Source organism: Roseateles sp. UC29_93, assembly GCF_042695725.1.
Lineage (GTDB): Bacteria > Pseudomonadota > Gammaproteobacteria > Burkholderiales > Burkholderiaceae_C > Roseateles > Roseateles noduli_A.
Genome location: NZ_CP170545.1, coordinates 1,663,703 through 1,688,369, shown reverse-complemented (window position 1 = coordinate 1,688,369; position 24,667 = coordinate 1,663,703). Strand labels below are relative to the sequence as shown.

Below are 24,667 nucleotides of genomic sequence, written 5' to 3'. Positions count from 1 at the left end.
GCTCAGCCGAACGTGAAGGCGTAGGCCCGCACGCCGGGGTCGAGGAAGCGGATCTCGACCCGGCGGTCGCGCAGCACCTGCGGCTGGCGGACCAGCTGGTAGAGGCGGCTGGCGTTGACCACGCCGCGACCTTGCGCATCGACGTCCAGGCCGTGGGCCTCCCCGGGCGGCGCGCCGTCGAGGGTCAGCACGAATCTCATGGGTGCGCCGCCGGGCGGCACGCCCAGCACCAGGTGCAGGTCGCGCGCGTGGAAGCGCATGGCGATCACACCGTCGGCCGCGGCCAGGGTGGCGTACTCGGGACCCACGGTCCAGGTGCCGGACAGCCCCCAGTCGTTCAGCGCCAGATCGCCGATGCGGTAGCGCGAGGGACGGTCATGGACGGCGCCGCCCGGCGAGACCATCGCGGTGGCCTGCGCGTAGCCGATGTAGGACTCCGGTGAACGCAAGGTCGCCAGGTCCGCCGAGGCCCCGACGCCGCCCGTGTCGGCCACGGCGTCCGAAGCGGGAGGTGCCGCGCCGTTTTCGGCCAGCAGCGCCCGGATGACCTGCTCGGTGCGGGCCTCGCCCCCTTCACCGAACTGGTGGTGACGGATGCGGCCTTTCGCGTCGATGACGTAGATCGCCGGCCAGTAGCTGTTGCCGAACGCGCGCCAGACGCGGTAGCCGTCGTCCTGCGCGACCGGATAGTCGATCTGCAGGCGCCGCATCGCGGCGGCCACGTTGTCGCTGTCCTTTTCGAATGCGAATTCCGGCGTGTGGACGCCCACCGCCACCAGGCCCTGCGACGCGTACTGGCGCGCCCAGGCGCGCACGTGCGGCAGCGTGCGCAGGCAGTTGATGCAGGAGTAGGTCCAGAAGTTGACGACGACCACCTTGCCGCGCAGGGCCTGCGCGTCCAGCGGTCCGCCGGACAGCCAGCCGGTGGCGCCCTGGAAGCCTGGGAAGCGGCCTTCGTCGGGCAGGTCGGCGGCGTCCGGTGTCGTCGTGGCGTCGGGTGCCCGGCGCCACCAGGCCACGGGCACGGCGCCGACCCGCGGGCCGTCATCCTCCGACGTGTCCTCGACCAGCAGGTCTCCCGCCGAGCGCGACCCGGTCGGATCGGCGGAACGCGCGCGGCTCCACCCGTCGAGCAGACGCTGTTCCGCCGCCTGGAGCGCGACGGACGGCAGCCGCGTCAGCGCCTGTTCCCATCCGCCCGATGCCACCGCGGCGACCGACAGCAGGACCAGGGCGCCGATCACCCGTCTCAGCGCGGCCACGACCTGGGCCGTCCGCCGCGCGGCGAGGGCGAGCCGCCGGCCCGCGCCGATCACGAGCGCCATCACGCAGGCGGCCCCGGCACCGAAGGCCAGCAGCCGCAGCAAGGTCGTCAGCGGCGGCGCGCCGGCCACGGCACCCGCCAGCACCAGACCCAGCACGGGACCCGCGCAGGGGGCCCACAGCAGGCCGGTCGCCATGCCCGTGACCGCGAGTGACCATGCGCTGCCGTCTTCCGATCCGCCCGCCGGCCCCGCCTTCCTGGCGAGCAGCCGATCCGACCAGCGCGTGACCGGCGCGGCCAGACGTTCGGCCAGGCCCGGAAACAGCAGGCTCATCCCGACCACGGCGAGCCAGACCAGCGCGAACTCCCGCGCCAGCACGCTCGATCGCAGCACCCAGCCGCCGCCGAGCGCCGTCAGCGACGCGAACACCGCAAAGCTGCCGGCCATGCCCAGCAGCAACGGCAGCGCGCCGCGGCGCAGCGGTCGTCCGGATCCGGTCAGCACGAAAGGCAGCACGGGCAGGATGCAGGGGCTCAACAGCGCCAGGGCGCCGGCGGCGAAAGCAAGCAGCAGGAAGGTCATCGGGGGCTCCGGATCGGGCGGACGTGCCAGCACGTGGTCGAGGTGCCGGGCGTGGCCGCGCCCCGGCGCCAGGGTCGTCAGACTCAGCCCGGCATGCGCAGGGCCGAGACCAGCGTCTGGTAGCGATCGCCGTGCTTGAGCGTCTCGTAGCGCGCTCGTGCCGCGACGTAGTCGGGCGAGCTGCGCGAGAAGTCGCCCTCGCTGCGATCGAACGCGGCCAGGCCCGATTCGCGATAGACCTGCAGATCGGCAAGCACCTCCGCGCGACTGAGCGGCTTGTCGTTCATGTCGCCCATCATGCTGAGCTCGTCGTAACGCGCCTGCGCCTGCAGCAGCGCCTCGGAGACATTGGATTGCTCGCCGTCGCGCCGCTCGGCCGCCGCCAGGCCGGACACCTCATAGTGGCGCAGGTCCTCGAGCACCTCCTGGCGCGTCAACGGCTTGGCGGCGCCGGCCGCCATGTGCGTCAACGCGAGGTAGCGCCGGCGCGCCTGACGCCAGGCCTCGGTGCCGACCTGCGATTGGGAATCGTCGTGCTCCAGGGCGGCCAGGCCAGAGTCCTGGTAAGCCTTCAGGTCCTGCAGGACCTGGGCGCGGGTCAGCGGCCCCATGCCGGCGGAGGACGGTTCCGCGGCCAGCGCGACGGACATCAGGCCGGCCAGGAGGGCACCACCCAGGGTGATGGCGAGCAGCAGACGCTGCGGGCTGGCGCTCCGTGCGCCGGAGAACGAAGGGAACGGGGACGTGCGGTTCATCATGTGAAGCTCCATGCATCAGGGGCCCCCGGCGACGCGGGCGACGCCAGACGCGAGGCCCACCGCCGGGATGGCGGATCGCGGTGCGTGGGCCGTCGGCCTCGATCCGCGATGCCTCCATCGGACCAGGGCGACGTGCGTCGACCAATCGGACCCTGGGATGACGCGCCCCCTACGACGGTTTGTGCGGGGTCAAACGACCGCGGCCCCCGCCCCCTGCGAACGGGCCGTCGACCCCGTCCCTGCGGCCAGGGCGTGGCATGCCGGCGGTGGCGGCGGCGGCCACGTCGCCGGCCGGAAAGCGGGCCGCCTCAGGCGAGCACCGGTCCGGTGTCCGCGTCCACCCGGACCGCAGCGGGCGCCGAGCCGAGGATCCGCGAAGCCGTCGGCCCGTCGTCCGGCAGGCCGGCGGGCGCATCGGCGGCCGGAAGATCGAGCACCACCCGGGTGCCGTGCGGCAGCGCCGGCGAAAAGGCCAGCGTCCCGCCATGCGCGCCGACGATGGACTTGCAGATCGCCAGGCCCATGCCCATGCCCGTGGCCTTGGTGGTGAAGAACGGCTCCAGGATCTGGCCGAGCGCCTCGGGCGAGATGCCGTCGCCCCGGTCCTCGACCACGACCTGCACCCGTCCGGCCCCCTCGGTCCCCCAGGACAGCGAGAGGCGACGCCGGTCGGCCGGCACGTCGAGCATGGCCTCCGCGCCGTTCATCAACAGGTTGATCGCCACCTGCTGGAGCTGCACACGATCGCCCATCACCCGCGTCGACGCCCCGGTGTCGGCGAGGTCGAGCGCGACGCCCAGCTCGGCGAGCGAGCCGCCCACCAGCGTGGCGCATTCGCGCAGGGCATCGCCGAGGTCGACCTCGGCCAGTCGCGGTTCGACCTTGCGCGTCATCGCCCGCAGGCCCTGAATGATGCTCTTGGCCCGCCGCGCGCTGAGGCCGACGTGACGGACCATCGCCAACGCCTCGCCCACCTCCGGCTGGCTACGGTCCAGCCAGCGGCCCGCGGCGCTCGCCGAGGTGTCGATGGCGCTCAGCGGCTGGCCGATCTCGTGCACGATGGAGGCCACCAGCTCGCCCATCGCCTTCAGCCGGCTGGCCCGCTCGAGTTCCGTGAGCGCGGCGCGCAGGCGCTCCTCGGCCGCGGCGCGCTGCAGGTTCTGGTCGACCGCCTCCTCATAGAGCCGGGTGTTCTCCAGCGCGAATGCGGCCTGCGACGCGATCACCTCCAGCAGTTCCGCCTTGGCCGCCGTGAACACCCGCGGGGCCAGGTTGTTCTCCAGATAGAGCACGCCGATCAGCTGACCGCGGCGCATCATCGGCACGCACAGCAGCGACCGGGGCCGATGACGTTTCACGTAGTCATCCTGGGCCAGGGCCTGCGATTCCCGCGCGTCGTCGAACTGCGCCGCCTGCTGCGCCCGGGCCACGGCGTACACCACCGACACGGGAAGCACCTCGCTCGACAGCGGGGCCGGCTTCTGCGCGACCACGATGGCGCCGGCCTGCACGCGCGCCGTGGCGCGCACCAGCCAGGCGTCGCCGCGCAGCAGCGCCAGCGTCCCGTACTCCGCGCCCGCGCTCTCGAGCGCGGTGCGCATGGTCGTGTCGACGACCCGCTCGGGCACCAGTTCGCCCCCCAGCGCATGGCTGATCCGCAGCACCGCCTGGACATCGAGGGTGTGCAGCCGCGTCGTCGGGAAACTCGTGGCCTCCGGCTCCAGCAGGTCGGCGTGGCGCGACTGGAGCTCGCGCTGCTTGGCCGTCGCGCCCCAGCGCTGCCAGGCGGCCAGCGCGTGTCGCAGATAGGCGCGCCCCTCGATGTCGCGACCCTGCGCCAGATGGAACTCCGCGGCCAGCTCCGCCGCCAGCGCCTCGACCTGGGTGAGTTGATGGCGTCGAGCCTGTGCCACCGCGTCGGCGTAGAGCGCGGCCGCGTCGGCGCCGCGACCCTGACGGCGCGCTTGTTCTGCGCGGACCAGCGCCCAGCGGGCGCCGAAGTTCTCCGGACAGTGCGTCGACCATCCCGCCAGGGCTGCCATGTGACGTTCCAGCGCCTGTGCGTCTTCATCGGGCGCCGGCGCGTCCGCGCCCGCGAGCAGTGCCAACGCGCCATAGAACGGCAGGTCGCCGTACTCGGCGAAAGCCCGTCCTGCGCCCTGGCAGGCTTCGGCGCGCAGGCGCGCCCGGCGCGCCATGGCCGCATCGCCGAACAGCACGCCCACCTGCAGCCGGTACACCCAGTAGGCAAGGTCGACCAACGTGGGCGCCGCCGACTCGACGGGCTCGGCCATCGTCTCGTCCATCACGGCCTGGCCCGAGCCGCCGTGGCCGCCTTCACCACGGTCACCGCGGTCGCCATCCTGCAGCTCGCTCAGCAGCGTCCGCTGCGCCAGCAGTGCGTCGACGACGAGCTTGAAGCCCGCGTCGCGCGCCCGGGCCAGCGCGGGTTCCACGCTCTGGCGCACGTCGGCCAGGAACTCCCCGGCGAACAGCATGCCGGTCGCCCGGTTGCGACCGCAGTACAGCGCGAACGTGTGGTCGCCGACGCGCGTGGCGACTTCGAAGGCGCGGTCGAAATGCGGGCGCGCGCTGCGCGCCGGCGCCGTCCACGGGACGACGAAGGTGGCGTACGTGTGATAGACCCGCGCCTGGTAGCGGCTCAGGCCCCGCTCGTTCACCAGGTGCAGGGCCAGCTCGCCGAACGCGCGTGACGTGGCGAAGTCGCCATGGCGCGCGCCGAACAGCTGGATCATGCAGACGTAGCCGTTGGCCGAGGCATCCGCATGACCGTTGGCGATGGCCAGCCGCACCATCCGGAGCAGCATCAGGTCGACCAGGCGCTGGTCGGAATAGAGCGCCGGCGGCAGCAGGTCCGCGAAGACGTCGACCATGGCGCGGCGCCGCGGATCGGTGTCGTCCGGCAGATCGCGCAGCGCCGCCATGCCGTGCGCGTCGATCCATTTGGCGCACCAGGCGGTACTCGGCCTCCACCTGCGCGTCGTCCGGGCGCCGCGGCAACTCGAAACCCGCCTGCCGCAGGAAACCCAGTCCCACGTCGAGGGCGTCGTCATAGCGCCCCAGGGCGGTGTACAGCGCGGCACGCAGGCGCGCGAGCTCGGCGCCGAACACGCCGTCGCCGGCCAGGTCCGCCAGGCCGGCGAGCCGCGCCTCGGCGTCGGCCAGCGCGCCGGTCATGAACTCGGCTTCGCCGCAGAGCAGGGCCGCCTGGAGCGCCTCCTCGCCGCGATCGCCGTCGAACCAGCGCAGCGCATGGCGGAAGTAGTCCAGCGCCGCCTGATGGGCCGTCGCGGCCTTGGCGCGCCGGCCCGCCTCGAGGTTCACCAGCGCGAAGGCGCGCCGCTCGTCCTGCGGGCCGGGCGACGGCGCTGCGAGGTTGGCCTGCGTCGCCAGGAGGTAGATCGGCACGGTCGACGGCGGTGCCGTCATCAGCCGGCGCGCGATGGACAGATGCAGCGCCGCTTGCGCCGCCGGAGGCTGCGACGCCAGCACGGCTTCACGGACGTGATCGTGGGTGAAGGCCCACTCGTCGCCGTCCGCGCTCACGAAGCCCGCCTCCGCGGCCGCCGCGAAGGCCGGCGGCAGGGCCTCGGGCGCGACGCCGCCCGCCAGCGCCAGCAAGGGGCCGGCGACGCGGTCGCCGAGCGCCGCCAGCGTCCTCAGCAGCGACAGCGTGGGGCCGGGCAGTTCATCGAGGTCCAAGGCCAGCAGTCCGCCGACATCGCACAGCCCGGGCTCCGCGCGGATGCGGTGGAGGTCCCAGGTCCAGGCACGGCGCACCGGGTCGTGCCGCAGCAAGCGGGCGGCGAGCAGACGGTTCAAAAGCCGACGGATGAAGAACGGGTTGCGTCCGGTCCACTTCTCCACCAACTGCTGCAGATCGGCCAGCGCCGCGGCATCGGACATGGCTTGTCCCAGGGCGCCGGCGATGAGCCGGCGCGTCGACGCACTGTCGATCGGCGCGAGATCCAGGTGCAGGGGCGCGACGCGCGCGCTGGGCGCGGGTGACGGATGCCGCGGATGGCCCGGGCCCGAGGACCGGATCGATCCCAGCACGAGCAGGGCCGCATCGGCATGATCGGCCAGCAGACGATCCAGCAGTCGCAGCGTCTCGACATCGGCCCATTGCAGGTCGTCCAGCATCAGCACCAAGGGGCGCTCCGGCCGCGCGAAGCAGGCGATCATGCGGCCCATCGCGTGCAGCACGAGCTCCCGTTCGAAGACCAGCGCCATGTCGGCGAGGGACGGCGCAACGTCCTCGGGGGTCAGATCCAGCAGGGGACGCAGGTCGGGAAGCAGGCCGGCCACCGTCGCGGAGACCGGATGCGTGGCCTCGCGCAGGCGCTGGCGCCACCTCGCGAACTCCTGCTCGGCGCTGCTGAGCGCGACCTGCAGCAAGGGCCGCAGCGCGCGCGTCATCACGTCGAACGGCAGGCCGGTGCCCGCGGACATGCACTTCGCCGAGGCAACCAGTGGCGCGCCGTCGCCCTCCAGGCGCGCGACCAGCTCGCGCAGCAAACGCGACTTGCCGATGCCCGCGTCGCCATGGACGAAGGCGGTGCGCGCGCCCCCGCCGGTCCGGACACACTGGTAGAGCGCCTGCAGCTGGCGCAGTTCATGGTCACGCCCGAGGACGGGCATCGCGTGGTCCCAATCCGCCATCGCGGAGCCGGCGTTCAGCGGGAAGGTCGGGATGCCGCCGTGCTCGTCCAGCAGTTCTTCGCACGCCGTCAGGTCGGCCAGCAGCGCCGCCGCATCGGCATAACGCAGCTCGGGCGATTTCTCGAGCAGGCGGCCGACGATGCGCGACAGCTGCATCGGCACGTCGGGCCTCAGGCGATGGGCCAGGGCGGGCCGCCGGGTGGCATGCGCATGCAGGCGCGCCGCGGCGTCGGGGGCTTCGAAGAGCGGCGCGTGGACGAGCAGCTCATGGAAGATGGCGCCCAGCGCATACAGGTCGGCCCGAACATCGGCCCGGACATTCATCCGCGCGCCGAGTTCCGGCGCCAGATAGTCGAAGCTGGCGTCATCCCATTCGACGGGATCGTCCGCGGGAGCCTGCTCGTCGCCCCCGAGGCGCGAGGCCATGCCGAAGCCGATGAGGTGCGCGCATTGCAGGCGCTCATCCACCAGGATCCGGTCAGGCGTGAGCGCTCGGTGCAGCACGCCCGACCGATGCATCGCGGCGATGGCCGTCGTGACCGCGCAGGCCAGCCGCAGGAACTTGCGCACCGGCAGGGCGGGCTGGGCCAACTCACGCAGCGGCAGGCCGCCGGGATCGCTGCCCAGGAGCAGCGACCGCTGTCCACTCGGAATGAGCGATTCCGGCTGCACCGCCCAGTCGCCGTGCAGCGCATGCCGGAACGCGTACTCGCGCTGAAGCAGCGACAGCAGGGCCGCGGAATCGTTCCGGCTCCCGGCCAGCAGCCGGGACGACCCGTCCTCCAGCCAGACGCGATGCAACCGCGCGCCGAGGCGGCGGGCGGATTCGTAGGGCAGGTCTGCGAGTGGCGGCATCTTGTTTTATGTAGGGAACGCTACATGAAACTGGATCATAGGAGCAGTCGCCGCGGTTCGCAAGCCGGGCGGTGGGATCCCGTCGGAGCGCGGTCGTCGGCATGCCGCGTCATCGCGGCGGCGCCCGGGGCCCATACCTTGGTTGCAGCCTGCTGAACGAGGGTGCTATGGGCCGCACGCGCCGGTTTTGATGTGATGCGTCGCCTTGACCCACTCTCTTCTGGAGAACCCACATGTCCGACTCGAATCCGCCGCGCGCCGATGCCGCCCGACGTCACTTCCTCGCTGCTTCCACGATCGCAGGCGCATCCGGTCTGAGCCTGCTGACCCGGTCCGCCGAGGCCAGCCACGGCGCCACGGCCAGCGCCTCCTGGAGCGGCGCCGTCGGCGCCGGACCCACGCAGGTCGCCGCGGGCGATGCCAGCATCCGGCCGTTCCGCATCGCCGTCCCGCAGGCGGCGCTGGACGACCTGCGGCGGCGTCTGGCCACCACGCGCTGGCCCGACCGGGAGACGGTGCGTGACACCTCGCAAGGCGTGCCGCTGGCGACGCTGCGCAAGCTCTGCGCCTACTGGGGCGGGCCGTACGACTGGCGTCGTCTCGAGCGCTCGCTGAATGCGCTTCCCCAGTTCGTCACCCAGATCGACGGCGTGGACATCCACTTCCTGCATGTGAAGTCGCGACACCCGAACGCCCTGCCCCTGCTGATCACGCACGGCTGGCCCGGCTCGATCCTGGAGATGGTCAAGAGCATCGGTCCGCTGACCGATCCGACCGCGTACGGCGGCGCGGCGACGGACGCCTTCGACGTGGTCATTCCGTCGATCCCCGGCTACGGCTTCTCGGGTCGGCCGACGGAGTTGGGCTGGGGCCCCGAGCGCGTGGGGCAGGCCTGGGCGGTGCTGATGGAACGGCTCGGCTATGCACGCTACGTGTCGCAAGGCGGCGATCACGGCTCGGTGATCTCCAACGCGATGGCGCGGCTCCAGGTGCCGGGACTGGCGGGCATCCACGTCAGCATGCCGCCGACCGTGCCTCCGGAACTCGTCAAGCCGATCAACGCCGGCGACGCGGCGCCGGCGGGGCTCTCCACGCCGGAGCGCGTCGCCTTCGAGACCCTGAGCCGCTTCTTCGCGCGCAACGCGGCGTACGGCGCGCTGATGGTCACGCGGCCCCAGACCATCGGCTACGCGCTGTGCGACTCGCCGGCCGCGCTGGCGGCGTTCATGTTCGAGAAGATCGCCGAATGGACCTTCAGCGACGGCCACCCGGAGCGCGTGCTGTCCAAGGACGAGATCCTCGACGACATCACGCTCTACTGGCTGAGCGACACCGGTGCGTCGTCCTCGCGCTTCTACTGGGAGAACAACAACAACAACTTCAGCGCCGAGCACCAGCGCACCGCGCAGATCCGCCTGCCGGTCGCCGTCACGATCTTCCCCGGCGAGATCTATCGCGCGCCGAGGTCCTGGACCGAACGGGCGTATCCGACCCTGGCCTACTTCCATGAAGTGGATCGCGGCGGACACTTCGCCGCGTGGGAGCAGCCGGAACTCTTCGCCTCGGAGATGCGGGCGGCCTTCCGTTCACTGCGCTGAGTCTGTCGGCCGCCGCCTGCCGGGCGGCGGCTCGCCGCCCGGTGTTCAGCCGACGGTGATGGTCTTGGGCTCCAGGAAGGCCTCCATCCCCATCACGCCGAATTCCCGTCCCAGGCCCGACTGCTTGACCCCGCCGAACGGCGCCAGCAGATCCGGCGCCACGCGGTTGATCAGCACCGTGCCCGCCTGCAGGCGGGCGGCGATGCGTCTCGCCGCGGCGATGTCGTCGGAGAAGACATAGGCCTGCAGCCCGTACGGCGAGTCGTTGGCGACCGACACCGCGTCGTCCTCGTCGTCCACCGCCAGGATGGACAGCACCGGACCGAAGATCTCCTCGCGGGCGATGGTCATGTCGTTGCGGACGTCGGCGAACACCGTGGGCTGCACGAACCAGCCGCGCTCGATGCCGGGCGGGCGACCAGGCCCGCCGACCACCAGCGTCGCGCCTTGCTGGATTCCGCGGTGGATATAGGACTGGACGCGCTCGAAGTGGGCACGGCCGACCATGGGGCCGACGGCCGTTGCCGGATCGCCCGGGTCTCCGACCCGCAGGGCGGCCACGGCGGCTTGCACGCGCGCCACGACCTCCGCCATCCGGTGTCGTGGGACCAGCAGCCGCGTGCCTGCGACGCACGCCTGGCCGCTGTTCGTGAATGCGGCCGCGACGGCCAGGGGCACGGCAACGCCCAACCTGGCGTCGTCCAGCAACAGGGAAGCGGACTTGCCCGTCAGCGCCAGGCTGACGCGCTTCAGGCCGTCGATGCCGGCTTGCGCGATGAGCTTGCCGGTGGGGGTCGAGCCGGTGAAGGACAACTTCGCGACGGCAGGATGGCTGCTGAGTTCCGCGCCGGCATCCGCGCCGCGTCCGGTCACGATATTCACGACGCCACGCGGCAGGCCGGCGTCGTCAACCGCTTGAGCCATCACCTGCGCCTGCCAGGGGCTCAACTCGCTGGGCTTCACGACGGTGGCGCAGCCGGCGGCGAGCGCGCCAGCCAGCTTGCTCGCCATCGTCCCGGCCGCGGCGTTCCATGGCGCGAAGAGTCCCGCCACCCCGACGGGTTCCATGCGCAGTGTCGAGATGCCGTCCGCGCCCGCCGGGCGTTCGAAGGCGTAATGCTCCAGCGTGCGCGCCGCTTGTCCGAGGCATTCGGCCGCGTAGGTCGACACCCATTGCGAGCGAGAGAAGGGACCGCCGTACTCGAGGATGGAGGACTCCCGCAGCGCATCGGCGTGGGACAGCATCGCCGCCTGCAGGCGCTCGAGCATGCCGATGCGCTCGGACTTCGAGGTCCGCGCGAAGGTCGGCTGCGCCCTCGCCGCGGCGTCGATGGCGCGTCGGACGTCCTCGCGGTTGGCCAGCCTTGCGCGGCCGATGACGGCCTCGCTGGCGGGGTTCACGATCTCGACGATCTCGTCCCCCGCGGTCGGAACGAAGCGGCCGTCGATGTAGCTGTGCTCGATGTTCAGCATGGCTGATGCCCTCAAGGAATACGGGAAGCCATCAATGTAGGGAGCACCACAACGGCAGGTAACCATACGAAGGTTTCCAGGGCGCCCGCGACGCGATGACGACATGAGCTCCGTCATGCACGCCATTGCCTTTCGTGCCGCGTCGATGTCCGCGATCCCCTGTCGCTCGGCCTGCTGGCTGCAACGGCCCTGTCCAGGCCCAGTCGATCGGCGTCAAGCCAAGCCTCCGGACCGGCGCCGGCTTCAACACGCTCAACGGCCGGAAGACGCCCACGCGATCTTCGACATCAACGGGGCGCTGACCTCGCCGCAGAAGAGCGGTCTGTCGGCAGACGGTCACCGGCAGGTCGAGGCAGGTCGAGGCAGGTCGAGGCAGGTCGATTGACATATGATGATGATCATATTAATCTTCGCCCCATGAGCGCCTCGTCCTCCTCTTCCCGTTCCACCCGCAAGGAAGAATCCCGCGACCGCATCCTCGACGTCGCCTCCCGCACCGTCCGGCGCGCCGGCTTCGACGGCGTGGGCGTGGCGGACGTGATGAAGCAGGCCGGGCTGACGCACGGCGGCTTCTATGCGCATTTCCCGTCCCGCGACGATCTGCTGATCGCCGCCGCAGTGCGCGCGGGGCAGGACAGCCGGCAGGTCCATCAAGGGCATGTCGACCGCCTCATCGCCGCGGGCGTCCCGCCGTTTCGCGCGGTGGTGGAAACCTATCTGCATGAGGCCGGCCTCGACAACATCGAGTGCGGATGCCCCGTCGCCGCGCTGGTCTCGGAGATGCCTCGCCAATCGAGCGCCGTCCAGGACGAAGGACGTGGCCTCGTGTTGCAGCTTCAGCGGATGGTCTCGGAGGCGCTGGGGCCTGACGCTCCCGCAGAGGCCGCCTGGCCGATCGCCGCAACGCTGATCGGCGCCTTGCAACTGGCCCGCGCCGTCGGCGACAGGGACCAGGCGCTCGCCATCCTCGCCAGCACGAAGCGCTCACTGCTGGCTCAACACACCGAAGCCGCGCAGCCGGCACGGTCCGCACGCCCCGTGCGCTGATTCCTGTTTTTCGTTCAGGGACTCTCGGGTCCCTTCTCTTTGCCCACATATATGACGGGCGTCATATGAAATCAACGCGCTGCGGCGCAGAAGGAAGTTCCATGCAGATCAAGGATGCCGTCGTCTTCATCACCGGTGCGAACCGGGGCCTCGGGCTCGAATTCGCGAAACAGGCGCTGGCCCGCGGCGCGAAGAAGGTCTACGCGGCGGCTCGCGACATCTCGACCATCACGCTGCCCGGCGTCGTGCCGGTGCAGCTCGATGTGACCAAGCCCGAGCAGGCCGCCGCCGCGGCACGCGCCTGCGGCGACGTCACGCTGCTGATCAACAACGCCGGCATTGGCCGTGTCGGCGGGATCGCGAGCGACAACGCCGAGATCGTCCTGCGTGAGCAGCTCGAGACCAATCTGTTCGGCATCTTCCATGTCGCACGCGAGTTCGCGCCGGTGTTGGGCCGCAACGGCGGCGGCGCGATCCTGAACATGCTGTCCATCCTCAGCTGGGTGAACACGCCGATGCTCGGCGCCTACGGCGTCAGCAAGGCCGCGGCCTGGGCGCTGACCAACAGCCTGCGTGCCGAGCTCGCGCCGCAGGGCACGTTGGTCGCCGGCTTCCACGGCGGCTTCATCGACACGGACATGATCCGGGATTTCGACGTGCCCAAGGCCCGTCCCGAAGACGTGGTGCGAGATTCGCTCGACGGGATCGAACAGGGTGCCGTCGAGATCACCGTCGACGACTCGACGCGCCAGGTCAAGAAGGCGCTGTCGGACGGGGTGTACCTGATGGATCCGCTGGCGCGCTGAGCGTGCCGGGTGCCGCAAGGGCGCTCGACGCGTCGAAGAAGTTCACGCTGAACCGGCGTCGCAGGCGGAAGCCCAGGCGCTCGTAGAGCGCGATCGCCGTGACGTTGTCGCTGAACACGTGCAGGAAGGGCGTCTCACCACGGTCGAAGATGCCCTGCGCGACCGCCTTCATCAGCGACGCGGCAAAGCCGCGGCCACGACACGAGGGGTCGACGCAGACCGCGCTGACTTCGGTGAAGCCGGGCACCTTCATCCGCTCGCCCGACAGCGCCACCAGCCGCCCCTCCAGTCGGACGCCGATGTAGCGGCCCAGCTCGAGGGTGCGGAGCCCGAAGGGCCCGGGCTGCGTCGCACGCACGAGCTCGAGGATGTCCGGCACGTCCGTGGCACCGAGCGTCAGCGTCTCGATGTCCGGCACGGGCGCCAGCGCCGATGCATCCACCAGCACCATCTGGTCGACCGGCGCCCGCTTGATCGGCACGATGCCGCCGAACGGACGTTCGTCCTCCGCCGTCACGAGGACGACGGGAGATCCGACGCGCAGCAGTGCCGACAGTTGTTCAGGCGAGCCGTTCGACGGCGGGCGGATCGCCCCGAAGGGGGCGACGTCCGGCAGGAATCGTCGGGCATCACCCTCGCTGACGGCCAACGAGGTTTGACGGCTGGTGAGCGCATGCCAGACCACATGATCGAGCGGCGAGTCGTCGGGAGGCTGAGGGACAGGGGAAGTCGGCGCGATGTTCATGCGCCAGCACTCTAGGCGGTCAGCGGTCGTGGCGCCACCGTCGCCCGCGACATCCCGGCGGTCATTCACGACGCGCCGGTTTCTCCTCGCCCAACGCCGCCCTGTTGCGTGATCACTCCGCCTTCGCGCCCGCCGCCTTGATCACCGGATCCCACTTCTTGATCTCGGCGGCCGTCTGCGTGCCGAGCGCCTGCGGCTTGAGGCGGTCGCCTTGCGGCGGGACGACGCCCATCTCCTGGAAGCGCTTCACGACGTTGGGATCCACCAGCGCATGACGCAGCGCCGTGTTCAGGCGCGTCACGACCGCCGCGGGCGTGCCCTTCGGCGCATAGACCCCGTGCCACACGGCCAGCTCGAAGCCGGGCAGGCCGCCTTCGGCGAAGGTGGGAACGTTCGGCAGCTGCGACACGCGCGCCTTGGTCGCCATCGCATACGCCTTGAGCGCCCCCGAGGCCACGTGCGGGCCCGTCGCCACCGGCTGGTCGCAGATCAGGTCGACATTGCCGGCGATCACATCCTGCAGCGCCGGCCCGGTGCCGCGGTACGGCACCATCGTCACCGTGGTGTTCGTGGTCTGGCTGAACAGCATCGCGCAGAGATGCGAGGTCGCGCCGACGCCCGCATGCGCGAACCGCACCTCGCCGGGCTTGGCCTTCATCTGCTTGATGACTTCGGCGACCGTCGCCGGCGCGAAGTCCTTGTTCCCCACCAGGATCATCGGCACGTCACCCGCCAGGCTGATCGGCACCAGGTCTTTCGTGGCATCGAACGGCAGCTTCGGATACAGCGCCGGCGCCGTCGCGATGCCCATGTTGTGCAGCAGCACCGTGTAGCCGTCAGCCGGCGCCCGCGCCACCTTGGCCGTGCCGATCGTGCCGCCGGCGCCACCCGCGTTCTCCACGATCACCTGCTGGCCCAGGTCGCGCGTCATCGCTTCGGCGATCAGCCGGCCGATCACGTCGGTGGAGCCGCCCGTCGCGTAGGGAATCACCATCGTGATCGGCTTGTCCGGATACGCGGCGGATGCCGCCGTGGCCAACGCCATCGATACCGTCGTCACCGTGACGGTCAGGACCTTCTTCGCAATCTTTCGCATGTCTCGCTCCAAGGGGGTAAGGAAGTGCGCCTCCGGTCCATCGCCGGCCGCTGCGTGTCTGTCGATGCAGGAAATGAAATGCGCCTCGACGCGAGCCGTCAGGCCGCGCCGATGCCGCCGAAGCTCATCAGCTTCAGCTCGGTGTATTCGTCCAGGCCGTGCCGGGAGCCTTCGCGCCCCAGCCCGGATTGCTTGATGCCGCCGAACGGCACCGTCTCGCTCGAGATCGCGCCGGTGTTGATGCCGACCATCCCCGACTCGATCGCCTCCGCAACGCGGAAGCAGCGCGCGACATCGCGCGAGTAGAAGTAGCTCGCCAGGCCGAACTCGCTCGCGTTGGCCCAGGTGATCGCCTCCGCTTCGGTGTCGAAGGCCACCAGCGGCGCGACGGGACCGAAAGTCTCCTCGTCCAGGCAGCGCATGCCCGCCTTCACGTCGAGCAGCACGGTCGGTTGCATGAACCAGCCGGGTCCGTCGATCGCCTGGCCGCCGGTGCCCAGGCGTGCGCCGCGGTCCAGCGCATCGCGCACGTGCGACAGCGCCTTGCGCCGCGCCGCCTCGTTGATCAGCGGACCTTGCGTCACGCCTTCTTCCAGGCCGTTGCCGGTCCGCAGCGCGCGGACACGCTGGATCAGCCGCGCCGCGAAGTCCTCGTAGATGCCGCGCTGCACGAAGAGCCGGTTGGCGCAGACACAGGTCTGGCCGGCGTTGCGGAACTTGGAGGCGATCGCGCCCTCCACCGCCGCGTCGAGGTCCGCATCGTCGAAGACGATGAACGGCGCATTGCCGCCGAGCTCCAGACCGAGCTTCTTCACCGTCGGCGCGCATTGCGCCATCAGCAGGCGGCCCACCGGCGTGGAGCCGGTGAAGCTGAGCATCCGCACCGTCGGCGACGACGTGAGCGCCGCGCCGATCTCGACGGCATCACCGATGACGACGTTCAGCACGCCGACCGGGAGGCCGGCGTCGAGCGCGAGTTCCGCGAGTCGCAATGCGGTCAGCGGCGTCAGCTCCGACGGCTTCAGCACCATCGTGCAGCCGGCCGCGAGCGCCGGCGCCACCTTGCGCGTGATCATCGCGGCGGGGAAGTTCCACGGCGTGATCGCGGCGCAGACGCCCACCGGCTCGCGCACGACGAGCTGCCGGCGATCCGGCGACGAGGCCGGGATCGTCTCGCCATGCAAGCGCCGCGCCTCCTCGGCGTAGAAGCGGATGTAGCTCGCGGCATAGACGATCTCGGCGCGCGCTTCCGCCAGCGGCTTGCCTTGCTCGGAGACCATGACGCGTGCCAGTTCGTCGGTCTTCGCGATGACGAGCTCGAACCAACGCTGCAGCACCTCGGCGCGGGCGTGACCGCCGCGCCGCCGCCAATCGACCTGTGCGATGCGCGCCGCCTCGATGGCCGCCTGCGCCTCTGGCGCCGAGGCCTTGCGCACCTGCGCGACGCGCTCGCCGGTCGCGGGGTTGACGACGTCGAAGGAAGCGCTCATCGCGTCAGGCCCTGCCGACGAAACGGAAGAGCTCGGTGTGATCCGCGGCCGGACCGAGCGATTCGGAGGCCTCCGCGGTCATCGCGTACACGTCCTGCGCCAGGGCCATCGGCAGGCCCATCGCGCGGCCCAGCGACGCGGCGATGCCCACATCCTTCGCCTGCAGCGCCAGCGAGAAGCCCGAGTTGAACGCACCGTTCAGCATGAACTGGTGGGCCTTGTTCTCGGTCGTATTGTTCCGCCCGGTCGAGGCCTGGATCACATCGACGATCGTGGCCGGGTCGATGCCGAAGGCCTCGCCCACATGGATCGCTTCCGCGGTGGCGATCAGCGCGGCGGCGGACACGTAGTTGTTCAGCGCCTTCAGCGCATGGCCGGCGCCGACCGGGCCGACATGGGTGATGGCCTTGCCCATCGTCTCCAGCGCCGGACGCACCCGCTCGAAGGCGGGGACGTCGCCGCCCACCATGATGGCGAGCGTGCCCGCCACGGCCTTCTTGACGCCGCCCGAGACCGGCGCATCGATCAGCGTGATGCCGGCCTCGCCCAGACGCTCGGCGAGCGCGCGGGTGCGATTGGGATCGGCGGAGCTCATTTCCACCACCACCGCGCCGCGCTGGAGTTGCGCGGCCAGCGGCCCCACGACGGCGTCGACGATGTCCGAGTTCGGCAGCATGGTCACGAGGACCTCGCAAGCCGCGAAGTCCGAGGCGCCGCTGGCGATGCGCGCGCCGGCGTGGGCGTCAGCGAAGGCCCGGGCGACCTCCGGCCGGGCGTCCTGCACGACCAGCTCGTGGCCGGCGGCGTGCAGCAGGTGGGCCATGGGCGTGCCCATCATGCCCAGGCCGATGAATCCGATGCGGGTCATGGCGGCGGCTCCTCAGGCGTCCATGTCCTTGAACACCTCGGCGGCGACCCGGAACGAGTCGATCGCCGCCGGCACGCCGCAGTAGATCGCCGTCTGCAGGAAGACTTCCTTGATCTCGTCGCGGGTCAGGCCGTTGTTGATGGCGCCGCGCACATGCAGCTTCAGCTCGTGCGGGCGGTTCAGCGCGGTGATCATGGCCAGGTTCAGGAAGGAGCGCGTGCGGCGGTCCAGCCCCGGTCGGTTCCACACGTCGCCCCAGCAGTACTGCGTGACCAGCTCCTGCATGTCGATGTTGAAGTCCGTGGCGTTCTTGATCGAGGCGTCGACGTACTCGGCGCCGAGCACCTCGCGGCGGGTCGAGAGACCTTGGTCGAACAGGGCCTGGTTCTTCGGGGCGTACGCACGGGTCATCGGAAACTCCTGGTGATGGGGTGGGGACGAGACGAGCCGTCTGCGGCCGGTCGATGGCCCAATGTAGTCGGATTGTCGGACAATCCGACACTAGGAATACGAGGATTGAAAGCGCGGTGGACGTGTTGTATGACAATCCGTCTGTATGAACATCAGGTGATCTGTCCGTCTGGACATCGCCCGCCCACAGGTAGGATCCGGCTCATGAGCCTCGTCAAAGTTGCCCGCGAAGAGACGTCACTGCGCCAGCGCGCCACCCAGGCGCTGCGCACCGCCATCCTGGACGGCGTGCTCGCGCCGGGTCAGAAGCTGTCGGAGCGGGAGCTCTGCGAGAGCCTGGACGTCAGCCGCTCCTGCGTGCGGGAGTCGCTGCAGCACCTGCAGGCCGAGGGGCTCATCACGATCATTCCGCACCGCGGGCCGGAGGTGACCAGCATCTCGCGCGACGAGGTGCGCGAGATCTACGAGGTCCGCGCCAGCCTGGAGAGCCTGGCCGGACGTGGCTTCGCGACGAACGCGTCGGACCCCCAGCGGGCGGCGCTGCGCGCCAAGCTGACCGAGCTCGCGCAGGCGCATGCCGCCGGCGACCGGGCCCGGATCCTCACGATCAAGAACCAGTTCTACGACATCCTGGTCGAGGGCTGCGGCAACACCGTGGCGGGGCAGATGCTGAAGCAGCTGAACAACCGCGTGACGGTGCTGCGCCGCATCTCGATGGCGCAGCCGGGGCGGCTGCCCGAGACGCTGCGGGAGCTCGATGCGATCGTCACGGCGATCGAGCAGCGCGACGGCGAGCTCGCCGCGCGGTTGTGCGGCGAGCATGTGAAGCAGGCGGCGGAGAACGTGCTCCGCAGCATGGGTTGAGGGCTACCGCCGCTCCCGTTGGGAGCGGCGGTGGGCGTCAATCGGCGATCAATCCGCGTACTGCCCCGACGCCTCGATCACCTTCTTCCAGCGCGCGACTTCGGTCTCGACGAAGTGCTTGTGGCCGGCCGGTTCGAGCCGGCCGTCGTTGACGACGCTGATGCCGAGCGCCTCCGAACGCTTGACCAGGTCCGGGTCCTTCAACGCGGCCTTCAGCGCGTCGTTGAGCTTCTTCAGCACCGGCGCGGGGGTGTCCTTCGGCGCGTAGAGCCCGTGCCAGACGGTCACGCTGAAGTCCTTCAGCCCGGCCTCCGACAGCGTCGGCAACGCGGCCAGCGCCGGCAGCGCCATCCGCTGCGTGCTGGTCACCGCGTAGGCCTTGACCTTGCCGCCCTCGATCTGCGGCACGGCGTTGGTGGCCTGCTCGCACATGAGGTCGACCTGGCCGCCCATCAGGTCGGTCATCGCCGGGCCGGTGCCCTTGTACGGCACCGAGGTCAGGTTGGTCTTCAACGCCGACTGCAGCATCAGCCCGCACAGCTGCGACGCGGAGCCCACGCCGGCATGCGCGAGGTTGATCTTCGACGGGTCGGCCGCGATGACCTTGCGCAGCTCGTCGAAGGTCTTGGCCGGCATCGACGGCTTGGCGATCAGCGTGGACGGCGCCTCGTTGATCAGGCCGAGGAAGGCGAAGTCGTCGATGCCCTTGTACGGCAGCTTGCGATAGAGCGACGGCGCGGTCGCGAAGCCGATGTGGTGCACCAGCAGCGTGTAGCCGTCCGGCGGCGCCTTGGCCACGCGCGAGGTGCCCAGCGTGCCACCCGCGCCGCCGACGTTCTCGACGATGACCGTCTGGCCGAGCTTCTTGCGCAGCGCCTCGGCCAGGTCGCGGGCGATCTTGTCCGACGGCCCGCCGGCCGCGAACGGCACGATCAGCGTCACCGGCTTGTCCGGGAATTCGGCGCGCGCCAGCGTCGTCACGACGCCCAGCGCCACCGCGATGCCGGTCAACGCCAGCCGCCTGCGGATCTTGTCCATGCGTGTCTCCTCGATGTCCTCTGATGGGATCTGTGGCTCAGCCCGAGGCGACCGCCCCGGCCTGTGCCGATCATCGAGACCCGCGCCGCTTCACACCAATGCCGGATTAGTTGGCTTTGATGCCGCGCCGGCACCGCCGTCCACCGCCGCCCAGAACGTCTCCGCCGCCGCGCCCATCGCGCCGCGATCGCGATGCAGGCGGATGTCGAGGTCCAGGTGCCAGTCCTTGCCCCCGGCGACCACCAGCCGCCCAGCGGAGAGGTCGTCGCCGATGAGGATCTTCGGCAGCCAGGCCACACCGCGGCCGTCCAGCGCCATCGTGCGCAACACCGACGCCAGATGCGCCGTGAACACCGGTTGCACGTTGAGCCGGTCCAGCGCCGTGCCCTTGACCTCGCGCAGGATGCGACCCAGTCCGGACTCCGAGCTGTAGGCGAGCAGCGGTACCGCGGCCCCCTTCGATCCCTTCCCGGATTCGAGCGGATGCGCCGGCCCGCCGTCCGCATCGGGCGCGCAGACCGGCAGCAGTTCATCCTGGCCGACGACCACGCGGGCGAACGCCGCCTCGTCCAACGGCCCCTGCACCTGCCGGTGCCCATGCGCGAGCACGAACTGCACCTGGCTCTGCAGCAGCAGCGCCTCGCATTTCTGCTGGGTGTCGGAGACGAGGTTCACCGGACCGACGCTGGTGCGGGCTTCCAGCGCGCGCAGCCAGCGCGGCATGAACGAGAACGACAGCGCATGCGTCGCCGCGAAGCGCAGCGTCTGCGAGCTGGCTTCCGCGATGGCGCGCGCCTCGCCGGGGACGCGGGCGACATGCGCCTGCAGCTCCTGCGCGGTCTTTCGGAACCACACGCCTGCGTCGGTCAGCCGCGCGGGCTGGGAGCTGCGATCGAAGAGGTCCGTGCCCAGCCACTCTTCCAGCGCGCGGATGCGCCGGCTGAAGGCGGGCTGCGTCATGTGGCGCTCTTCCGCCGCGCGCGAGAAGTTGCCGCTGGCGGCCAGCACCATGAAGTCATCGATCCAGCTCAGGTTCAGGGTCATGGCGGTGGGGGTGGAAGCAGGGGGCGAGGAGGCGGTGCCCGCAAGGCATCAAAAGCTAAGAAAACTGAATTGGCCTCGCGAGGGGGTGCGGCGGGATCATGCGACCCATTCGAGCCAACCTGAAGTGGAGTTCCCCGTGAAGATCGTCGAGATCCGAGAAAAGACGCTGCCGATCAGCAGCCCCATCCGCAACGCCTACATCGACTTTAGCAAGATGACCCTGAGCCTCGTGGCGGTCATCACGGACGTGATCCGCGACGGCAAGCCGGTGGTGGGTTACGGCTTCAACTCCAACGGCCGTTACGGCCAGGGCACGCTGATGCGAGAGCGCTTCATCCCGCGCATCCTCGAGGCCGATCCCGATTCGCTGCTGGACAGCCGCGGCATCCTCGATGCCCACAAGGTCTGGGACGCGATGTTCACCAACGAGAAGCCCGGCGGTCACGGCGAGCGCTCCGTCGCCATCGGCACCATCGACATGGCGGTGTGGGACGCGGTCGCGAAGATCGAAGGCAAGCCGCTGTTCCAGCTGCTGGCCGAGCGCTACGGCACCGGCACGCCGGACCGCAAGGTCTTCGTCTATGCCGCGGGCGGCTACTACTACCCGGGCCAGGACCACGGCAAGCTCAAGGACGAGATGCGCAGCTACATCGACCGCGGCTACTCGGTGGTGAAGAAGAAGATCGGCGGCGCGTCGCTGGACGAGGACCTGCGCCGCATCGACTCGATCCTGAGCGTGCTGGGCGACGGGCAGAAGCTGTGCGTCGACGCCAACGGGCGCTTCGACCTGGACACGGCGATCGCGTATGCGAAGGCGCTGTCGAAGTACGACCTGTTCTGGTACGAGGAAGCCGGCGATCCGCTGGACTTCGAGCTGCAGGCGACGCTACGCAACTACTACGCCAATCCGATGGCGACGGGCGAGAACCTGTTCTCCATGCAGGACGCGCGCAATCTGATCCGCTACGGCGGCATGCGGCCGGACCGCGACTGGCTGCAGTTCGACTGCGCGCTGAGCTACGGCCTGGTCGAGTACCTGCGCACGCTGGACATGCTCAAGGAACACGGCTGGTCCGCGAGCCGCTGCGTGCCGCACGGCGGGCACCAGATGTCGCTGAACATCGCGGCCGGCCTGGGCCTGGGCGGTAACGAGTCTTATCCAGACCTGTTCCAGCCCTTCGGCGGTTTCCCTGACGGGGTGAAGGTGGAGAACTCCTACGTCACGCTGCCGGACCTGCCGGGGATCGGGTTCGAGGGGAAGTCGGATCTGTATGCGGTGATGCGGGCGTTGTCGGACTGAGCGCAATCCGCACAAGAGCATCGGCCCCCCAAAAGAGGCGGAGCCCGGCTGGCGGCCCTTAACGCCGCAATGACAGAATCCCTCGGCCGCAACACTGCGGTTCCAAAAAAAAATCGGTGCGCCTCCTCCGCGCCTTGACCGAGGGAAAACTCATATGACTCACAACCTGTGCGGACGCTCGTTCGTGCTGCTCGGCATCGGCATTCTCGCCAGCGCCCTCTTGACCGCATGTGGCGGTGGTGGCGGCGGTGGCGGAGATAGCGGCAATCAAGCACCGCCCCCCGGTGTCGTTCGCGCCGATCAGCGCTCCCTCCGATATTGTCGCCGGCAGGGCATCGACGTTGGCCGTCACCGCCACGGTCAACGATCCGGCAGCCTTCTCGGGCACGGTCTACGCCGTGGTCGTTGACGACAAGGGAGTCCTCGACAGCACTGTCTCTCTCGGGCCGCTGACCGGAAACACGCTGGTCGCGACACTGCGCACGGCTGCCGGACTGAGCGCCGGACGCTACACCGGCACGCTTCAGATCAAGCTCTGCCGAGACGCCGGCTGCAGCGCCCAGTATCCCGGTTCTCCGGTGTCCCTGCCTTACGACATCATCGTGAACGCGCGTCCGTTCTCGCTGACCGCCGCGGGCACGACCAGCTTCACGGTGCACCAAGGCGGGGTGTCCGGCACGGTGGCCCTTAGCGGCACGGCGGATGCGAATTGGACCGCGACCTCCGACAGCGCGTGGTTGCGCGCCGAGCCACTCTCCGGCACCGGCAACGTCGGCCTGACGCTTCGTCCCGACGCAGCAGGTCTGGCCATGGGCAAGTACACCGGCACCGTCACCGTGAAGACCGCGGACGGCCGTCTCGCCACTCAGTCCGTCCAATTGGAGATTCTGCCTACCGCCTTTGTGTTCTCAAAGGCGGAGGGGGCAATCTTCACGGCGGTCAACGGCGCACCGATCCCTCCGCAGTCGATCCAGGTCGACCTGAACAACGCCGGCAACTCGCCCTGGCAGGCTTCCAGCACGCAGAGCTGGCTCAAGATCTCGCCGTTGACCGGCACGGCACCTGCCGAAGTGACCCTTACCGCGGACGCGAACACGCCTCGCCTCGGCTCGGGCACTTACAACGCGAATGCGGAGTTCGTGTCCACGGGCTTGGCCTCGGCCAGCATCCCCGTCAAGCTCAATCTGGTGCCGGCGACGCTCGCCGCACCGGGCGGCATGATCTACCTCGGCGGCATCCACGGCCGTTTCCAAGTGGCGCAGCCCATCGACCTGACCCTCAACACGGGAAGCAACAGCTGGCCCTTCACGGTCACCGGCCTGCCGTCCTGGCTGTCGGCACCGGCGGGCGGCAATGTCGGCGGCGCGGCCCCAGCGAGCTTCTCCGTGGGTTTCAGCAACGTGGCCGCACCCATCGGCAGCACGGTTGTCAACGCCAGGGTGACCGCGCTGGTGAACGGCGACACGCTCATCGTCGACGTGCCGCTGAGCGTTCAGCGGGACCAGCGCCGCTTGTTGCCGCAGCGCGCAGGCATCGGTCTCGCAAGTACGCCGCTCGGCCAGGTCCTGACCCGCGTCGTCCAGGTGGGCACGTCTTATGGCGCTGCGGTCCCGTGGAGCGCAAGCTCGGATACAGCCTGGCTTGCCGTGGCCACGGCGGGCAACCAGCTCACGGTGACTGCGAATCCTGCGACGTTGCCGGACGACGCCATCAGCTACGCGACGGTAACGCTGACGACCTCCGACGCCGACGTGGAACCGTCGAAGATTCGCGTGGCGTTGTGGAAGGGCACGACCGGCGCCGTCGCGCGCACGATCAACACCGCCTACCAGCGCGTGGTCGCGGACACGATCCGGCCATGGGTGTATGCGAGCGCGCTCGGAGCGTCGATCGACGTCGTCAACGCGCACACCGGCGCGATCGAGACGACCGTGACGCTGCCGGGCACACAGCTGGACGCCATGGCAGTCTCGCCCGACGGCGGCCTGCTGTACCTGCATGACAACGTGCGCAAGGAGTTCGCCGTCCTGCGCCTGCCGGACTTCGTGAAGCTTCGTGCCGTACCGCAACGCCGCACCGCCGACACGCCGCAGTTCCTGGCGGTCGGCCGTCCGTCAGGTGTCGAAGTGCTTTACGCCGGCAGCGATGTCTATCGCGTCAGCGCAACGGAACCCAACGGCCATGTGCTCGGCGGCATGACGGCGAATCAGTTTGCCGTGAGCCCGGACGGCCAGAGCTCGATCGGCTTGGGCATCGGTGAGAGCGGCATCCAGTATTCCGTCGTAAATGGCGGCCTGTTCCTCCAAGGTACCCAGTTCACGCTTCAGGATGCGGGCAACGTTGTCGATGCCGCCTACTCGCCAGACGCCACGCGGGTCTACTCGGCGGCCGCCAGCAGCGTCGGCGGCTACCGGTGCGTCGTGCAGAATCGCGGAAACGGCACCACGCCCACCGCGTTGCCTGGCGGCGACGCATATCCAAACAACATCGAGGTCACCAGTGACGGCCGCGCAATCTGCGGAATCCAGGGTTGGTACTCGACCTACGACTTCTGGGTCCACACACCGGCTGGCGCGCTGGTTCAGGGTTACAAGGTTGCCGGATACGCCCGGGCCTTGCTGCCGCGCCAGCTCGTGGTCAGCGCGGACGGCGGCGTGGTGGTCGTGCCGACGGACGATCCCAAGCTCGCGATCGTGCCTATCGGCTACTGATCGAAGGGAAGGCGGGAGCGACGGGAAGTGTCA

18 protein-coding genes are annotated in these 24,667 nt (G+C 69.9%); 6 read left to right on the top strand and 12 right to left on the bottom strand.

Translation table 11 applies throughout. The features are described from left to right. Positions 1 to 2 precede the first annotated feature (2 nt). The 4 genes from ACFJIX_RS07955 to ACFJIX_RS07940 all read right to left on the bottom strand — a co-directional run bounded on the left by ACFJIX_RS07955 (position 3) and on the right by ACFJIX_RS07940 (position 8,143). Positions 3 to 1,847, bottom strand: a complete 1,845-nt coding sequence (locus tag ACFJIX_RS07955; protein WP_377159023.1) for a cytochrome c biogenesis protein DipZ — start codon at positions 1,845 to 1,847, stop codon at positions 3 to 5. Positions 1,848 to 1,930: 83 nt separating this feature from the next. Next, positions 1,931 to 2,602, bottom strand: a complete 672-nt coding sequence (locus ACFJIX_RS07950; RefSeq protein ID WP_377159021.1) for a DUF4148 domain-containing protein — start codon at positions 2,600 to 2,602, stop codon at positions 1,931 to 1,933. Between the two features lie 311 nt (positions 2,603 to 2,913). Further along, positions 2,914 to 4,206 carry a sensor histidine kinase gene (locus ACFJIX_RS07945; RefSeq protein WP_377161678.1) on the bottom strand — a complete coding sequence of 431 codons (1,293 nt, stop codon included), beginning with the start codon at positions 4,204 to 4,206 and terminating at the stop codon, positions 2,914 to 2,916. Positions 4,207 to 4,951: 745 nt separating this feature from the next. Continuing rightward, a complete protein-coding gene (locus ACFJIX_RS07940) occupies positions 4,952 to 8,143 on the bottom strand; it encodes an ATP-binding protein (protein ID WP_377159019.1) in 3,192 nt (1,063 codons plus the stop codon). Positions 8,144 to 8,376: 233 nt separating this feature from the next. On the opposite strand from ACFJIX_RS07940, the gene ACFJIX_RS07935 reads away from it, so the two are divergent. Then, positions 8,377 to 9,741: an alpha/beta fold hydrolase gene (locus tag ACFJIX_RS07935; protein WP_377159017.1), complete on the top strand. Its 1,365-nt coding sequence runs from the start codon at positions 8,377 to 8,379 to the stop codon at positions 9,739 to 9,741. Positions 9,742 to 9,786: 45 nt separating this feature from the next. On the opposite strand, the gene ACFJIX_RS07930 is transcribed toward ACFJIX_RS07935, so the two are convergent. Continuing rightward, positions 9,787 to 11,214, bottom strand: a complete 1,428-nt coding sequence (locus ACFJIX_RS07930; protein WP_377159015.1) for an aldehyde dehydrogenase family protein — start codon at positions 11,212 to 11,214, stop codon at positions 9,787 to 9,789. 381 nt (positions 11,215 to 11,595) lie between these two features. Between ACFJIX_RS07930 and ACFJIX_RS07925 the strand changes: the two genes are divergently transcribed. Continuing rightward, positions 11,596 to 12,261 carry a TetR/AcrR family transcriptional regulator gene (locus ACFJIX_RS07925; protein ID WP_377159013.1) on the top strand — a complete coding sequence of 222 codons (666 nt, stop codon included), beginning with the start codon at positions 11,596 to 11,598 and terminating at the stop codon, positions 12,259 to 12,261. Positions 12,262 to 12,362: 101 nt separating this feature from the next. After that, a complete protein-coding gene (locus ACFJIX_RS07920; protein WP_377159011.1) occupies positions 12,363 to 13,067 on the top strand; it encodes an SDR family oxidoreductase in 705 nt (234 codons plus the stop codon). Here ACFJIX_RS07920 and ACFJIX_RS07915 read toward each other — a convergent pair. The 5 genes from ACFJIX_RS07915 to pcaC form a co-directional block, all read right to left on the bottom strand. Beyond that, complete coding sequence (locus ACFJIX_RS07915; protein WP_377159009.1) at positions 13,015 to 13,881, bottom strand: GNAT family N-acetyltransferase; 867 nt, start codon at positions 13,879 to 13,881, stop codon at positions 13,015 to 13,017. The genes ACFJIX_RS07920 and ACFJIX_RS07915 overlap by 53 nt on opposite strands. A 43-nt stretch (positions 13,882 to 13,924) precedes the next feature. After that, positions 13,925 to 14,857, bottom strand: coding sequence for a tripartite tricarboxylate transporter substrate-binding protein (locus tag ACFJIX_RS07910; RefSeq protein WP_377161676.1), 933 nt, complete (start codon positions 14,855 to 14,857; stop codon positions 13,925 to 13,927). Between the two features lie 149 nt (positions 14,858 to 15,006). Continuing rightward, the gene (locus ACFJIX_RS07905; protein ID WP_377159007.1) at positions 15,007 to 16,398 is read right to left on the bottom strand and encodes an NAD-dependent succinate-semialdehyde dehydrogenase; all 1,392 of its coding nucleotides are present in this window, start codon (positions 16,396 to 16,398) and stop codon (positions 15,007 to 15,009) included. Between the two features lie 4 nt (positions 16,399 to 16,402). Further along, positions 16,403 to 17,266, bottom strand: a complete 864-nt coding sequence (locus ACFJIX_RS07900) for an NAD(P)-dependent oxidoreductase (RefSeq protein WP_377159005.1) — start codon at positions 17,264 to 17,266, stop codon at positions 16,403 to 16,405. A 12-nt stretch (positions 17,267 to 17,278) separates the two neighbouring features. Further along, positions 17,279 to 17,677 (bottom strand): 4-carboxymuconolactone decarboxylase, encoded by a 399-nt coding sequence (gene pcaC, locus ACFJIX_RS07895; RefSeq protein ID WP_377159003.1) that lies wholly within the window; start codon positions 17,675 to 17,677, stop codon positions 17,279 to 17,281. Positions 17,678 to 17,881: 204 nt separating this feature from the next. On the opposite strand from pcaC, the gene ACFJIX_RS07890 reads away from it, so the two are divergent. Beyond that, entirely contained in the window at positions 17,882 to 18,541 is a 660-nt protein-coding gene (locus ACFJIX_RS07890; protein WP_377159002.1) for a GntR family transcriptional regulator, read from the top strand. Positions 18,542 to 18,589: 48 nt separating this feature from the next. Here the strand turns inward: ACFJIX_RS07890 and ACFJIX_RS07885 are convergent, their stop codons facing one another. Both ACFJIX_RS07885 and ACFJIX_RS07880 read right to left on the bottom strand, forming a co-directional pair. After that, positions 18,590 to 19,579 carry a tripartite tricarboxylate transporter substrate-binding protein gene (locus ACFJIX_RS07885; RefSeq protein ID WP_377158999.1) on the bottom strand — a complete coding sequence of 330 codons (990 nt, stop codon included), beginning with the start codon at positions 19,577 to 19,579 and terminating at the stop codon, positions 18,590 to 18,592. Between the two features lie 90 nt (positions 19,580 to 19,669). After that, positions 19,670 to 20,623: a LysR substrate-binding domain-containing protein gene (locus ACFJIX_RS07880; RefSeq protein ID WP_377158996.1), complete on the bottom strand. Its 954-nt coding sequence runs from the start codon at positions 20,621 to 20,623 to the stop codon at positions 19,670 to 19,672. A gap of 136 nt (positions 20,624 to 20,759) precedes the next feature. Here ACFJIX_RS07880 and ACFJIX_RS07875 point away from each other — a divergent pair, with 136 nt between their 5' ends. Together ACFJIX_RS07875 and ACFJIX_RS07870 are read left to right on the top strand one after the other, a co-directional pair. Next, the gene (locus ACFJIX_RS07875) at positions 20,760 to 21,923 is read left to right on the top strand and encodes a mandelate racemase/muconate lactonizing enzyme family protein (protein WP_377158993.1); all 1,164 of its coding nucleotides are present in this window, start codon (positions 20,760 to 20,762) and stop codon (positions 21,921 to 21,923) included. Between the two features lie 230 nt (positions 21,924 to 22,153). Next, positions 22,154 to 24,634 carry a BACON domain-containing protein gene (locus ACFJIX_RS07870; protein ID WP_377158990.1) on the top strand — a complete coding sequence of 827 codons (2,481 nt, stop codon included), beginning with the start codon at positions 22,154 to 22,156 and terminating at the stop codon, positions 24,632 to 24,634. Positions 24,635 to 24,667 lie beyond the last annotated feature (33 nt).

Coding starts and splice junctions, on each gene's coding strand:
- ACFJIX_RS07955 (WP_377159023.1), bottom strand. CDS start 1,847: ATGACCTTCCTGCTGCTTGCTTTCGCCGCCGGCGCCCTGGCGCTGTTG.
- ACFJIX_RS07950 (WP_377159021.1), bottom strand. CDS start 2,602: ATGAACCGCACGTCCCCGTTCCCTTCGTTCTCCGGCGCACGGAGCGCC.
- ACFJIX_RS07945 (WP_377161678.1), bottom strand. CDS start 4,206: ATGCGCACCGCGCTCGAGAGCGCGGGCGCGGAGTACGGGACGCTGGCG.
- ACFJIX_RS07940 (WP_377159019.1), bottom strand. CDS start 8,143: ATGCCGCCACTCGCAGACCTGCCCTACGAATCCGCCCGCCGCCTCGGC.
- ACFJIX_RS07935 (WP_377159017.1), top strand. CDS start 8,377: ATGTCCGACTCGAATCCGCCGCGCGCCGATGCCGCCCGACGTCACTTC.
- ACFJIX_RS07930 (WP_377159015.1), bottom strand. CDS start 11,214: ATGCTGAACATCGAGCACAGCTACATCGACGGCCGCTTCGTTCCGACC.
- ACFJIX_RS07920 (WP_377159011.1), top strand. CDS start 12,363: ATGCAGATCAAGGATGCCGTCGTCTTCATCACCGGTGCGAACCGGGGC.
- ACFJIX_RS07910 (WP_377161676.1), bottom strand. CDS start 14,857: ATGGCGTTGGCCACGGCGGCATCCGCCGCGTATCCGGACAAGCCGATC.
- ACFJIX_RS07905 (WP_377159007.1), bottom strand. CDS start 16,398: ATGAGCGCTTCCTTCGACGTCGTCAACCCCGCGACCGGCGAGCGCGTC.
- ACFJIX_RS07900 (WP_377159005.1), bottom strand. CDS start 17,266: ATGACCCGCATCGGATTCATCGGCCTGGGCATGATGGGCACGCCCATG.
- pcaC (WP_377159003.1), bottom strand. CDS start 17,677: ATGACCCGTGCGTACGCCCCGAAGAACCAGGCCCTGTTCGACCAAGGT.
- ACFJIX_RS07890 (WP_377159002.1), top strand. CDS start 17,882: ATGAGCCTCGTCAAAGTTGCCCGCGAAGAGACGTCACTGCGCCAGCGC.
- ACFJIX_RS07885 (WP_377158999.1), bottom strand. CDS start 19,579: ATGGACAAGATCCGCAGGCGGCTGGCGTTGACCGGCATCGCGGTGGCG.
- ACFJIX_RS07880 (WP_377158996.1), bottom strand. CDS start 20,623: ATGACCCTGAACCTGAGCTGGATCGATGACTTCATGGTGCTGGCCGCC.